Annotated in this window: 11 protein-coding genes; all 11 read right to left on the bottom strand. The window is 50.4% G+C overall.

From position 1 onward, the window contains the following. Positions 1 to 13: 13 nt before the first annotated feature. Positions 14 to 2,212 carry a hypothetical protein gene (locus FD723_RS30920; protein WP_179068753.1) on the bottom strand — a complete coding sequence of 733 codons (2,199 nt, stop codon included), beginning with the start codon at positions 2,210 to 2,212 and terminating at the stop codon, positions 14 to 16. Then, complete coding sequence (locus FD723_RS30915) at positions 2,209 to 4,863, bottom strand: putative baseplate assembly protein (RefSeq protein WP_179068752.1); 2,655 nt, start codon at positions 4,861 to 4,863, stop codon at positions 2,209 to 2,211. The genes FD723_RS30920 and FD723_RS30915 overlap by 4 nt, the downstream gene beginning before the upstream one ends. A 1-nt stretch (position 4,864) precedes the next feature. Continuing rightward, positions 4,865 to 7,342, bottom strand: a complete 2,478-nt coding sequence (locus FD723_RS30910) for a putative baseplate assembly protein (RefSeq protein WP_179068751.1) — start codon at positions 7,340 to 7,342, stop codon at positions 4,865 to 4,867. Position 7,343: 1 nt separating this feature from the next. Further along, positions 7,344 to 7,721: a GPW/gp25 family protein gene (locus FD723_RS30905; protein ID WP_179068750.1), complete on the bottom strand. Its 378-nt coding sequence runs from the start codon at positions 7,719 to 7,721 to the stop codon at positions 7,344 to 7,346. Positions 7,722 to 7,748: 27 nt separating this feature from the next. Beyond that, positions 7,749 to 8,072, bottom strand: a complete 324-nt coding sequence (locus FD723_RS30900; RefSeq protein WP_179068749.1) for a hypothetical protein — start codon at positions 8,070 to 8,072, stop codon at positions 7,749 to 7,751. Positions 8,073 to 8,120: 48 nt separating this feature from the next. Further along, on the bottom strand, positions 8,121 to 8,651 hold the full coding sequence (locus tag FD723_RS30895) for a phage baseplate assembly protein V (RefSeq protein WP_179068748.1): 531 nt from the start codon (positions 8,649 to 8,651) through the stop codon (positions 8,121 to 8,123). 12 nt (positions 8,652 to 8,663) lie between these two features. Further along, a complete protein-coding gene (locus tag FD723_RS30890) occupies positions 8,664 to 9,800 on the bottom strand; it encodes a hypothetical protein (protein ID WP_179068747.1) in 1,137 nt (378 codons plus the stop codon). Further along, complete coding sequence (locus FD723_RS30885; protein WP_179068746.1) at positions 9,793 to 10,113, bottom strand: LysM domain-containing protein; 321 nt, start codon at positions 10,111 to 10,113, stop codon at positions 9,793 to 9,795. Before FD723_RS30885 ends, FD723_RS30890 begins: the two co-directional genes overlap by 8 nt. Then, a complete protein-coding gene (locus FD723_RS30880; RefSeq protein ID WP_179068745.1) occupies positions 10,110 to 10,769 on the bottom strand; it encodes a hypothetical protein in 660 nt (219 codons plus the stop codon). The genes FD723_RS30885 and FD723_RS30880 overlap by 4 nt, the downstream gene beginning before the upstream one ends. Before the next feature lie 100 nt (positions 10,770 to 10,869). Then, complete coding sequence (locus FD723_RS43245; protein WP_256874984.1) at positions 10,870 to 11,001, bottom strand: hypothetical protein; 132 nt, start codon at positions 10,999 to 11,001, stop codon at positions 10,870 to 10,872. Between the two features lie 188 nt (positions 11,002 to 11,189). Beyond that, on the bottom strand, positions 11,190 to 13,205 hold the full coding sequence (locus FD723_RS42260) for a DUF4157 domain-containing protein (RefSeq protein WP_218651769.1): 2,016 nt from the start codon (positions 13,203 to 13,205) through the stop codon (positions 11,190 to 11,192).

Below are 13,205 nucleotides of genomic sequence, written 5' to 3'. Positions count from 1 at the left end.
AACAATCGTTTGATCACGTTACATAAAAAATGCCTGCCTCCAATCCAAACCGCAGATACTCATCTAACCGTACCTGTAAGTTGATTTCTCGCTGGGGTTGAAACAAATCATGAAACACGCCCATCTCGGCTTCATCCTCTGCCCCTTGGCGAATCTCAACGGCACAGCGTTGACTCAGTTGTCCATAGGCCGGATCGCCGTAGCGCTGGGATGTGAATTGGGGAGTGAGTCGGAGGCAAATGGCAGTTTGCTCTGCTAGGGGAAGCGGGTTAGGATTGAGCGCCGCCGCCGATTGTGCCAATGCCAGATTGGGCTGACAGCGATAGCGGCGTGGAACTTGGGAGTCAATGGGTAAAGCACAGAATCGAACGCAGCCGATTTGGCGACGGGTGGCGATCGCCTTCTTAGTAAAGATACTGTTACTGGCTTCGAGGCTGTAAAAAGTACTGCTGCCCAAAATCGTGCTGGTATTGAGATCCGTTGGAGTAGGGGCGGCGATTGCCACACCGCCCAGCCCATCGACAATACTGCTGTCAATCCGCAGCTTGGGAACCTTGTCAGGCAAGGTGAGCGATCCGCAAATGCTGTGGTTGATCCAAACATTGAGTTGGGGATTGGCATCAACGATGCATTCGCCTTGACTGCGAAGCAAACTGGGCACTAGGGTGCAATGGCTAATCTGCAAAGCGCCCAAATTGCCAGATGGAACTGTCAGCGACCCTTCAACCAGCAAGCCGTTAAGGATGCATTCGCCAGGACTTGGATCGTTAACCGCAGCCGTTCCCTGGATGGAGATATTTCCCAATAGATGCGGCCGCAAACCAACAGGAGTGAGTTGTCCCACAATCCGCCGAGTCCCTGAAGGTTCAACCACTTGTGCCCAATCAGCGGCAACAATCAGCAATTGACTCCCGGCTGGAATCGTGATGGTGGGAAAAGTTTCGGAATAGGTGCGGCTATCGAGGAGGGTAATTGCGCCAACGGTTCCCGCAGGTTGGGTGTTCCAAGCTGCGATCGCCTCTGTCAAGGTTGCCAATAGGTCAGGATCGTTTAGGGGTGCGATCGCGGTTACGCCTTTTTGCCAAGTGATTGGTCGCTGGAGAACGGGCAGGACAGATGAGCTGCGATCGTAGGAGCCACCACCGACATCGGCACTAAAGCCATAGGTGTAACTCACTTCTACCTTTTCGGGAACTACTCCATCTGGAAAGGTGATTCGTCCCAATACTGGATCGACAGCTACCTGAATGGGAAGAATCTGCGGTGGCTGTTTCCGGTCAGTCGGTTGATAGCTTTTGCTAGTGGGCGATCGTCGCCAATCTGCCAGGTTGCAGATCGCTATTTCTTCAGGCGGGATGAGCTGGTCATTAAGAAAAATTTGCAAAACTGGAGTGCTGCCAAAATAAACGGGAACAGGGGCTTGCCCATCGACCAGATTTTGCCGACGGGTTTCTAATTCCTCATGCAGCACCCGCCACCGCAAAGGTTCGGGCACGTTGGCTGGTTCTGCCAAATGGGTAAATTCTGTCTCGGTTTGCGGAGGATTAAACAACGGGGTATCTAAGCCTACTGGATGAAACCAATAGCGCCCATCTGCCGTTACCGTCCTGGCAGTGCCACGGGTGATGGAATAGGGGAATAATCGCCACAAAAAGATGCCGATATTGGCAATGTTGTAGCGTCCTCGAAGCGGAGGAATGCGGCGAACATCGGCGGTATGGGCAGTGGTTTCAAAGGGAGTTTGCAAAAATTCTAAGGGTTGCCAGAGCCTCAAGTCAGGCGTTGCGAGTGGGGTAGACCGGATATGGTTCATGTATTGGGTGGTGGCTAACCGTTGAAAAAATTCCACCACTCGCGCATTCCATCCTGTGGTACCTCGCGCCAGTTGCTCTAGCACAGATGCCGTTCCTTTCCGGCGACGATAGCCGATAGTATTGGCAACTTCGGCACGAGGATTACCGATTTTGGTAGAGGCTTGTGAAAGGTTATAGAGGGGGCGATCGCCAATCAAATCACCCAAATAGGGCACTACCCAGGATGCACAGGTTTCAATGAACTGATCGTCATATAACTGCGCCAAATCTTCCTCCAAAATTTCAGCTTGTTCGGCAATCACCGTCAGCAGGGCTTTTAGCGGTTCCCCTAAATCTGCATCTCGGAGACGATAGACGGCAGGCATCAGCCGATATAAGGTGTCTGCATCAAAACTCATGACATCACCCCCAAATCATTCAGCGAGGTTGGATCTAAGGTTAGTAGTTCAGCCGCCGTCACACTCGTGGCTCCGGCTTGGGGCGCTTTGGCAGGTAAGGGTGCAGTCAAACCATCCCCACCTACGCCATCTAGCCGATACAGAGCATCTACATCGATCGCCATTACACCCGGAACCGATTGCAGCACGGCGACGACTTGACTGAGAGCAACGCCTTGACCAAAGGCGCGCATCTCAAATGAGAATGCTGATTTAATTTGAACTTGAGCCTGAGCTAAAACGGTTTCAGGAATTAAGTCTGGATCAATTTTAAGACTCGCTTTGAGATGGAATAATGCCTTGCGGTAGGATTGCACCTGTAATGGAATATAAGGATCGCTGAATTTTTTCATCTGACTGACCAGATTTTGATAGGTCTGACTATCCGGTGCGATCGCAGCGCCCCCGGCTCCTGCCACAGTCACGAACACCCCTCGGGCTTGCCGGTTCCAAGTCCAGGTTGCCAACGCTTTGCCAATTCCCATAAAGGCGCTAGCGAAATCTTCGTAATCCTGTAACGAGACAATTCGTCCTAAGGTAAGCACGGTGAGCGGTGCATTGCGGCGGGCGCGATCGCGAGTTTCTGGGTGATCTCCCCCCGTCGCTTCTCCGGGATTCGTCACGCCCTTAACGCCTAAAGGACGACTAAGCAGAGTAGTTAGTTGTCCTGCCTTGACATTACCCACTGAGCCAATGCCTTTGCGGTAAGTGGCTTTAATATTCTCCTGCCCTGTCGGCAACCGCGCCCCAGTTTTGCCATCCCCAAATTCTACAAGCGTTTTGCCATTGTCTTCTAGCCGACTGATGTAAATGCGATCGCTCCGATTCTGTCCATATAACATCGGGGCTTCATGCCACAACAATTCATTCACCCGAATTTGCAGGGTTGAGGCAGCACCACCGGGCGCAGAGTCGCTGCTGATATGAGTTAAGGGCGGTTGCCGTAAGGTAAATGTTTGATAAGCTTGACTGGCATTACCGCTACCCAACACCTCCTGCACCGTTTCCCCGTGGGTCGCTAAAATAGCATTGCCATTGAGGATAACGGTACTGCGAATGTAAATGTTTTTGAGCGACTGCACGAGGGTAATTTCGGTATTACCGCTCACAGTATTAACCTGTTTAACGGTGATCACTTCGCTTCTGGTGACACCTTGAGGATTCGTCACCTCACCCGTTAAAATTAGATGATGCCCTGGCTTTAATCCTTCATAAAGGCGATCGAGCGTAATTTGGTGATCTTTAATTTCATCAGAAATAGGAATTTCTGTTAAATTTAGTGATTCACTTTGGGTGTAAACTATCGTTTTGCGAATTGTATTAAAATCATTAGTTCCTGCATTCCACCAATCTCTATCAATAGTTAAGCGAGTAGTTTTTCCACTGATGCCATATTCCGTTCGGGAAGTCGTGACCGCTTGTGTTACTTTTGCAATGATAAAGTCCTCATCGGGCGATCGCCGAATTGCAATATAACTTCCAACTGTAATCCCATCATAGGCATTGTCTAAATAGAGCTGATTTTTCGCCTCTCTTGCAGCAGGAGTCCACGGTTGCAACTTTAATGTGCCGTCACTATTCCGCTGAGGTCTGCCGCTGACTCCATAAAGGGGGCGATCGGGCGCGCTATAGCCAAACAGTGCAGCCGTTGAGCGAAACACAAAAACGCCAGTATTGGCTGGAGGTTGATAGACCTGAAGTGCGGCGATTGCCGCACTAAACTCTTCTAGCTTCCATCCCTGCACTTCTGCATAGGATTCTAATGTCGTTTGATTCCATTTGTTGCCCAAAACTTGAGTCTGAATCGTGGCGTTATTTAGGGGTTGTGTCGCTAACCCAAAAATAGGTGTTTTATAAAGGGTTGACAAGGCAGTGAAGGGATTAGAGAGTCCTTCTAGTTCCACCCTAGTTTCCTGAGCGAGATTTTCAGTTGTGACGCTTTTAACTCGGCGAAACGTCTGATTCGTTTCAGTCACAATCAGCAATCCATCTCCTCGCTTGAGATTGGTACTCAATCCCTTAAATCGGATCTCAGCCATACTTGAGCTGAGGATCTGGGGTTGGGTGAGGCGGGGTTTAATGGCATTCCACTCTGTACGCGCCGTAATTTTTTCCACCGTTTCAAAAGTCTGGGGCGTTTCATCCTTCCCCGGCACACTCTGCACCTTCAAACCCACATCAATCGTGACGATTTTTGGCACGCCCGGAGCATCTTCCAACGTAAACGCCAGATAGGTGCTGGCGGCAACCCCTGGACGGAGTTGGTAGCCAATTAGCCGTGCTAGTTGTAGCAGCGAAAACCGTTCTGTTGCCGTGCGTAAATAAGATTCATTAGCAATTCTTTCTTGATAAAACGTCAGCACATCAGCAACGATCGCCCAAGCATCTAACAGCGCGATCGCAAAATCATCTTCTTCTCGTGTCGTTAATGTTTGCAGTGCTGGGTGAGTTGATAACTGCGCCAATAAGCTGTGTTTGAATTGGGGATACGTCCCCACTCGATAGGCGATCGCTGCTAATCCTGGACGATTATCGCGGTCTACAGGAGTTTGAACGGTGATGCCCTCACAACAGCCACAGTCATTTAAACGGGTCGCGTTGAACTCATCCATCTCACTTTCCTCCTGCCAGCGTTAGCTTTAAAACCCCTCGTTCTGGAAAATCAGGATCGTTGCTTAATCGAGCAATTTCCAGACGATTCAGTTCCAGCTTGCCTTGGGCGATCGCCAGCCCATCCGGCTGGCCTTGTCGCTGAAAAACCGTAATCTGTATGGAACTCACCCCATCAATTGCTTGAGCCGCAGCATAAAGCGGACTGAGGTAAACGGGTTGTCCAAAGGTAAAAGAGTCGGGATGAAATACGCCTAACCGACCATCGGGTAAAGCGCGATCACTAAAAACCTGTAACAATGCAGCTTTTACCTGACTGCGAAAATAGTTGGGTTTGACGCAGACTTGCATCTCAATTTCGAGTGACACAAATCGGGGAGCATCAATCTCTAGGTCATAACCCGCCATGCGATAGCGTTCTAAAAATTGACGAATTTGGGCTTTGAAGGGCGCATCTACAGGTAAGCCACCCTGGCGATCGATGGTCACAAATACGGTGCGCCAACTGCCCGTCCACCGAAAGGTTGCTGCTGCTTTTTGAACGTCGGGATGGCGTTCGGTGACTTCTGCATAATCTTCGGCGGTAACGGCTCGCTCTTGGATGCGAAAGGCATAGGGCGCACGCTGCCGCACATCTTCCAACGTTTCTGGATCGACACCGCCAACAGCAGCTAAAGGATTGCGGACTTGGGCGATCGCACTTTCGGTGCTAACTGCGTGCCTCAACACCTCTGCGCCAATATTGCCTGCCACACCATTCCCCACGCGGTAAGTCGCGTTAAACTGGGTTCCAGATGATGGACGCAGCCCATACTGGTTATCGCCAAACCGCAGGTAGACAATGCCATCGGTTTCAGTTTCGACCACAAATTCGGGTGATGTCGGGTTGCTACTGAGCAAGTCGCGTCGGGGCTGCCAGGGGATAGAATTTTGGCCCAAGGTGCCGTTAAGAACGATCGCAGGCAGGGTCTTTTGGATCTCCCACTGGAGAGCAGACTGCGCCGATTTCTGAGGAGAATAGGGGGCTGCATGGGTGACAGGGCTTTGCTGGAGCTTCGGGCGAAACCGGGGTGGCACCGGATTGGCGAGTGTGGCAGCACAGCGATCGCCAACCGCCATCGGCACCCGAAATAAATGAGGTTTGGGTACAGACTCTAGGGGTTCCTGTGCCACTGTCATCCCATGATCGGCGAGGACAATATTGCCCAAAGCAACGCTCACCTTGTCGTGATATTGCGCCTGATGGTCTAGATCGGTGCGCGCGGAAATACAAAGGGCGAAAGGGAGGGCATCGGCGATCGCCCAAGCTATTTCAGTCACCTCCACCGGATCGGGGTTAGGCGGATTCGCAAATTGTCCACCAATGGGGTCGGTTGTGAGATCGACCCTTGTTAAACGCACCGCCCAACGATGGGTTTGATCTGCATCTTCCGGTTGTCCTGTTTTAGCACCCAACTTTTCTTCAAACAGCAGCACCATCGCCGCTTTCAGATTAGGATAATGATCCTTCAATGTGGCACGCGTTGATCCTTGAGGCAAACAGCATTCCTGACTGCCCCAAGTGTAAAACTCTATTTCGTTATGGCGGACAAATAGCGGGGCAATTTCCATTGTTTCAAATATGGTTGCACCCTGTCGCCTGGATTGCATCCAAATGCTAGATTGAGGTGCAATCAGTGGCGGCTGTCCTGCCACTTTTGTCATCAATGGCGTTCCCTTCGGCAGTACCGCATCTCCACTCACCTGAATCTGCACCCAAACTCTAGCATTACAGCCATCATGCATCAAATAGTCTACCAACCGAGCATGACGGCGTACTGAAGTCCGACGACGCGCCGTTCCTAAATAGGCTTCGGTGGCGATCGCATCCTGTTGATAGCTCAAATCATCGCCCACATAAGCCAGTAACTCTACTAGCGCTATCCCCATATCAGCAGGGTGGCGTTCTCTCCACTTCGGCATCAGCACCGACAGGCGATCGAGCATGAGTTGACGAAAGCTGGCATAGTCCTTTGCTAGATAATTGATTTCAGGTGGACTCTGCACATCGGGCGGGCAAAGGCGCTCAGTTTGACAATCAAAATCTGTGGGGCATTCCACCTTAAAGGAAAACTGAATGGCGGAAAGAACCGGATCAATCCAAACGGGGGGCAGTGGATCGGATTTACTCCGCACAAATTGCAGAGTATAAGGCGAATAGTCTCCCCATTGATTGACTCTGACCTGCACTACTGTAGAGTCAGGAAAGGTCGTCACTTGGGTCACTTGAATATGAGGAATGCGATCGCCCCCTTGAATCCGCAAATGATCGGGGGTGACGGTAATGCCAGTTGGCACTTTCAGCAGATGCACCAGCAAAATTAACTGGCGATCGGCAAGGGAGGGAGCATCGCTATCCAATACCTCTAAATAGTCAATGCCATTGAGCGAACTGGCAAGTACCGCATTCCGTCGCCGCTGATCGCAACAGAAGTAAAGCATCTCACAGACCTCCTGTGCTAAACTGCCCGCCCCGGCTAAACTCTGCCACTTGCCGCTGCTGCGATCGCCGAATGACATAGCGCACCGTCACCCGTAACGTAGACTCTTCGTTTTCTACTTCTACCGATTCCACCAGAATCAAATCCCCCAACCATTGCTGCAAAGAACCCTGTACCGTCATTTGCGTTGCTGCGGCTAAAGCATCACTGTTGGTTGCAAATACCATTTGCAATAAGCCACTGCCAAAGGTGGGACGATTGACTCGTTCGCCGGGAGAAGTAAATAAAACCTGTTCAATCAGGTCTCGAATATGGGAGTCATCTGCCGTGATCGCGGTGTGTCCTCGATCATCAAACTGAAGTGGAAAGTCAATGTTCACGATCCCTTCCTCATACTTGAATCATACTTACGTTGCCGTGACTCGCGGCTGCGTCGCAGCAATAATTAACGGTGTTCCCGTCGGGGCGCAAATAGCCTGACTATCGAATAACAATACGGGCATTCCCATTGAAGTGACGCGCGTTGCCGCTGTAATCCACTGAGCTGTCACACAAGGGCCGTTTGCCCCAGGTGGCGGTGGCAGAGCGCACCCAATGATTGCATAGGGACTCGGTAAGGTGGCGATCGGTTGACCACTGACGGTCACACGAGGATTAACTGAGGTCGGTTGAGCTTGCCCTCCGTGGCTACAGAGGACGGTTGCACCTGCATGAAGGATAAAACCGGGCATAGATTGCTCTCCTGCACTAAAAAACTTAAATAACTAAATCGCAGTACTTTAAGTCACAAGCAGCGCACCTCCATTGATATTGGTAGCTCCTGTAATGTTGACGGCTCCTATCAAGGTAATTAACGGTGCCGTAATGGTCACTCCAGATGCATCTACCGTGATTGAACTGGGGCCACTCATAATCATCACGCCAGGAGCTTTCATCGGAGGCACAGGCACATCGCTCAGTACCACAGCTCCTTGGGTGAGCGTTTGCATCACCACGACTGGAACACCAGGCGTAGTCAGCGTTGAGCCAATGCTTGGCACTTCGGGCGTAGAACCCCACCAGCAGCCCACCCAAATCGGGAAATCTGGATCGCCCTGCTCAAACTCAATCCATACGCCAGCGCCGATTGGCGGTACAACATATATTCCCATTTGTAAGCCTGCCCAAGGGACGCAGGGCATTGCCCAACTGGTCGGGATCACGTTCGAGACATCGGTGACGATCGCTTGAATCCGTCCCCGTCGTTCTGGGTCAATGTTTTGCACAACTGTACCCCGATATTTGCCGTAAAATTTCTGTGCTTCACCCATATAGCGCCTCACTCATACAGCCACCTGTTGAACTGTAGAAACCAAACCATTCCGACTCAGCTCAAACTGCTGCTTATACTCTCCTCGTTTAATGCTATGGGTAACACTCTTGACATAATAAAGCCCATCAAACGCCGTTCCGGCTCCCCGCACCCCAACAAGTTGGCGCGATCGCAAAATGTGCCCGTAGCGTGATACATCCAAACTCCCCGTCCCCGTAACCGCATCTGCTGATTGCGCTGCCCTCGCTAAACCGATGGCGGCTGCCCGCACGAGCGAAAGTTTGGCAGGTCCTTCAATAAACTCTAATTTATTCGGCAACGGCGTAATGGCTCCTAAGGGTGGATTCAACGGCGTGATGTCGGGAATGGGGATGGGAATCGGAAACTTGGTTTCTTTATTTTGTACTAATACAATAGGCAGAACTTTACCATTGCCGTTAAAGCTAAAGTTCAAGGATTCTACGTTGGTAAACAGATCCATGTTGATATTTAATGCAGGTTGCGGCTCACCCACTTTGATTTCTGGCCCCCAGTAAGCAAAGCTAACTCCAGGCGTGGGACCGGGTTGCAGGTAAAAAACATAGCCAATTTCCCTCGCCAAGGATTGAATGTACTCTAAATCTGTACCCTGCTGCCGAGGAATCAGATCGGTGGGAATGGGGACATCAATCAACACGCTGGGAATCACTTTAGGAATTATGCCAAACACTGCGTATTTAGCAATTAATAAAGCGACCCGCGCCTCCGCAGGCATGGCAGGATAAGGCGTTCCGGGTGGATTGCTCAATAAGCCGTAGTCCATGACCTCGGTCAGGTCTTTTCCCATCACCGTTAAGGTGGAATGCTGAGAATCCTTTCCGGGTGCAATCTGAGTATGCTGAATCACACCATCCATCAATACTTCTGTCCTCCCATTCACCGTTACCACAATCACTACTCGCAGCAACGGAATTGCCGCCCCGCCCGACAACAAAAAAATTGTTTGCAATGGCGATCGATTGCTTAAGGTAAAGGTCAAACTAAAGCCGCTAGCAGCACCACTTGCAGTTGTCACCTCAATGCTAGTCAGGGCATCCAACACCGTTTGAGGAACCGCTACGGGAACCGCTGGACCAACCATTAGTGTCAGGTAAATGCCTTTAAGCATAGGGTACTCCCGGTACGCCTGCGGGCAGGGTAATGCGTAACCGTCGATCGACCATTGCAGTTAAATCTTGAGGACGAATGGCGGCATTGGCATCACAGATTTGCCAAAACTGTTCGGGGTCGCCTAAATATTGTGCAGCCAAGTTATCGAGGCGATCGCCCTCCACAACCCTGTGTTCTTGCAGCAGCGCAAACTGCTCTGGTGGCGGAATAATCCGCCGACGTAAATAGGCGAGCGATCGCCCGGTTGCTGAGGTGAACGTGGCAATCTCAACCCCGTGATAACGGCTAGTCATGGGAAATACGTCTGTCATGGTATCCCTCCCAAACCAAAAGCGCTGAGTGTACCGCCCTGGCTCTTCATTGCTAGTTGCTCTTTTTGTTGCAAGTAGGTCATAAATAACCCACCGCCTTTGGTCTCGAATCCCAAATCATTTACACTAAACACCCGCATTCCCAAACTCACCTTGGCACGCATTGGGTTGAGTAATGGATCGAAGGCTTCTTCGGTAATACTAAAGTCCGTTAAACGCACCGGAATAACGCGGTTTTTGCTCCAGACAAATAGAGTTAGCGGTGCCAGCATGGGCAACACTTCTAGCGTGCCAGACTGCGCCAATCGATTCTGGTTTTGCAACTGACCGCTAGTAGGATAAACCAAGGTTTCGAGTGCTGCTAATTGCGGGTAAATGCCAAGTTGGGCGACTTCGGGATGTTGATCGATCCATTCCAATTGATCGGCAATATCAATTTCTGCATCCAGCTTAATAGTCTCGACAGGGGGCCCTTTCAGGCGCAGAGCTTCAGCGCGATCGCCACTATCGTTACTGGTGCTTTGAAGTTGTAAACTGCGGCTGAGAGTATCGGGATTATATTGCAGGTTAATGACCCGCCTCACCGCAGAGGTTTCCGAATCAAGGAGAACAATGCCGCCTTTGAGTAGGCGGGGAGAACCGGGAAAAGAAGTCATGGGACATGCCTGCATGAAATCTGAATTATTAGTAAAATACCGCTTCTATCTATATATCTGGTTAATTTTGTTACTTTTCATGCCAAAGCTTAACGATAGTTTATTTTACGGACAGGGCGAAATGTTTGATATGTTTCTGCATGATGTTAGGTAAAGCGTGCGATCGCACTACTGCTTGGATTTCCTGCCAGCGATAGGGAAGTCCTAGTACTTGAGGTTCATGATCGCTCATTCCAGTAGAGAGGTTGCAATGAATAAGGGCTTTTGATTGTAGCAGGCGATCGCTTTCCCATCACCTAACCTGTGATCGCCCCCTTCCCAAATAACATATCCGCGATCGCTCCTTTCTCCTTAGCCCAAAGTACGATCACCCTGTTTCCTTCACCTGGTTAGGTGTAATTAGCTGCAACTCATAAACTGCTATGGTGAAAATGTACCTATGTAGTAAGTATAAACTGCTCCATTTTCTGCAATCACTATCATAGCTACTCTAAGAGGCTTTCCTCTGAGCTCTACCCAACTTTGAGCTTGCTTTGTAAACTTATTAAATTCTCCCTCACCTGCTTTAAGATCCGCGAGATCGAATCCTGGGTCTTTTCCACCTTCCCAAACAACATCTGGGCCATTTTTACTTGGCTCTATGTTGTCAAAGTTGAGTTTAGAAGAAGAAAAACGTCTTTGCAATATTTTTGCTGCTGGCTGTTGTACCATGCTTCCAAAATATGGCTTTATACCTTTATAGGCACCAGGATCCCCAGGTTTTAGATTGGGAGCTAATGTTTTAGGTAAATCACTAGGAGGTATTTCTCCCAGAACCTCACCTGCCCCTGTACCTGTATATGTACTTTGGGTGAGTTGTCGGGCTGGAGGGGTAATGGGTGGGTTTTGCCCTTGGGTAAGTTGTCGGGCTGGAGGTGTAATGGGTGGGTTTTGCCCTTGGGTGAGTTGTCGTGCTGGAGGTGTAATGGGTGGGTTTTGCCCTTGGGTAAGTTGTCGGGCTGGAGGTGTAATGGGTGGGTTTTGCCCTTGGGTGAGTTGTCGGGCTGGAGGGGTAATGGGTTCAGGCGGTTTTGTATCCTCGAAATGTGGTGGACCCACAGTCTTGAACCTAATCTTCTCCGAGTTCGCCTGCTGCTCACTTGGCGGAAGCAGTTTTACAGGAACTGTCGCCGATCGTGGAGATCCATTATTGACACTGATGCTTGTATGGAGGATGTAGACTTCAGCCAATATCTTGATTGCTTGTTCAGGATCGGTTGTGATGGCATGGAGCAGCCCAAGAACATTTCCTTCACAGGACATTAATAGCCCAGCAGTAAAAAGTCCGATTTCGTTGACAGCAAAGGCGTTTGCAAGGTAAAAAGCGTAACCAGTTGTACCAGTTTCTACGATACTAGCAATGACAATCGGTATAATAGCTTCAGCTGTGACGGCAACAGCTGCAATAGCTAGCCCAGAACCTACTACTAAAAAAGCTCCCAGTAGAATCTTTGCTCCGGCTGGCAAAGGCTCCTTGGGGGGGTTATTGCACTCATCTGGCGTTGGCTTGATGTCAGACCCATCGTAATTAGTTTTCTCCTCGTCTCTACATATCTTGTTGTATTTAGGAATATCCTCATCAGCAGTTCCTCCGTCACGGCTATAAGTACCAGATGAGCAACCGCCTCGTCTTACTACGCAAGCCAGTTGTCGATCTTTAGGAGTTAACTGGTTGTCGTTAGGATCTCGTTGCAAAAATATAGTAGCAATGGAACTCCCTTGGCTTTGCTGTAAAACATGTGTAAGTTCATGGGCAATCAAGCTCTGCCCCTCGTGCGTCTCAGGCGAGTACTGATCTATACCAAACACTATGTTGTGTCCCACCGTGTAGGCATTGGCGTTTACGTCCTGCGCCGATCGCACAGCCGCCGCATCAGTATGTATCCGCACCCGCGAAAAGTCGTAACCAAAGCGCTGTTCCATATCTTGCTGTAACGCAGGCTCCAGCGGACTGCCAGGACTCGACAAAACGCGGTCTACGCTGGCGGGGGCTGCCACATCCGTCTGCCCAGTTGGTTGCCCCGTAAAGCGCTGGATGCGCGGTGGCGCAACGCTAACAGCTGGATGCGCGGGTGCTGCTAACACCTGATCGGCAATTCGGTCTGCTTCCTGTTCCAGTGGATCATTACTCGCGCCAATGGTGAGTTTGGTCTGCATCATCGGAACGCGCGGTAATGGGAGAATTTCATGAGCGATCGGCGGTACTTCAGAAACATCATCCTGAGTAGCAGTTTGTTTTCGCTGTAGGGTCAGTTTTTCCTTCTGGCACGTAGCACATTCACCTGTTAGCCCTGCTGACTTGCCACAAGCACATTTGCGTTGCAACAGCCCAGATTTATCAGCACTCAAGGAGGGTTTAGTGGTGGCGTTGACTGGGGCTTGAGTTTTGCTGCTCAT

Origin of the sequence: Nostoc sp. C052 (assembly GCF_013393905.1) — a bacterium.
GTDB lineage: Bacteria > Cyanobacteriota > Cyanobacteriia > Cyanobacteriales > Nostocaceae > Nostoc.
This window is presented reverse-complemented; position numbering and strand designations above follow the sequence as displayed.

What these genes read in the sequence shown, in the direction of transcription:
- FD723_RS30880 (WP_179068745.1), bottom strand. Translation starts at nt 10,769, where the DNA reads ATGACTTCTTTTCCCGGTTCTCCCCGCCTACTCAAAGGCGGCATTGTT.
- FD723_RS30890 (WP_179068747.1), bottom strand. Translation starts at nt 9,800, where the DNA reads ATGCTTAAAGGCATTTACCTGACACTAATGGTTGGTCCAGCGGTTCCC.
- FD723_RS30895 (WP_179068748.1), bottom strand. Translation starts at nt 8,651, where the DNA reads ATGGGTGAAGCACAGAAATTTTACGGCAAATATCGGGGTACAGTTGTG.
- FD723_RS30915 (WP_179068752.1), bottom strand. Translation starts at nt 4,863, where the DNA reads ATGGATGAGTTCAACGCGACCCGTTTAAATGACTGTGGCTGTTGTGAG.
- FD723_RS30900 (WP_179068749.1), bottom strand. Translation starts at nt 8,072, where the DNA reads ATGCCCGGTTTTATCCTTCATGCAGGTGCAACCGTCCTCTGTAGCCAC.
- FD723_RS42260 (WP_218651769.1), bottom strand. Translation starts at nt 13,205, where the DNA reads ATGAGCAGCAAAACTCAAGCCCCAGTCAACGCCACCACTAAACCCTCC.
- FD723_RS30920 (WP_179068753.1), bottom strand. Translation starts at nt 2,212, where the DNA reads ATGAGTTTTGATGCAGACACCTTATATCGGCTGATGCCTGCCGTCTAT.
- FD723_RS43245 (WP_256874984.1), bottom strand. Translation starts at nt 11,001, where the DNA reads ATGAGCGATCATGAACCTCAAGTACTAGGACTTCCCTATCGCTGGCAG.
- FD723_RS30910 (WP_179068751.1), bottom strand. Translation starts at nt 7,342, where the DNA reads ATGCTTTACTTCTGTTGCGATCAGCGGCGACGGAATGCGGTACTTGCC.
- FD723_RS30885 (WP_179068746.1), bottom strand. Translation starts at nt 10,113, where the DNA reads ATGACAGACGTATTTCCCATGACTAGCCGTTATCACGGGGTTGAGATT.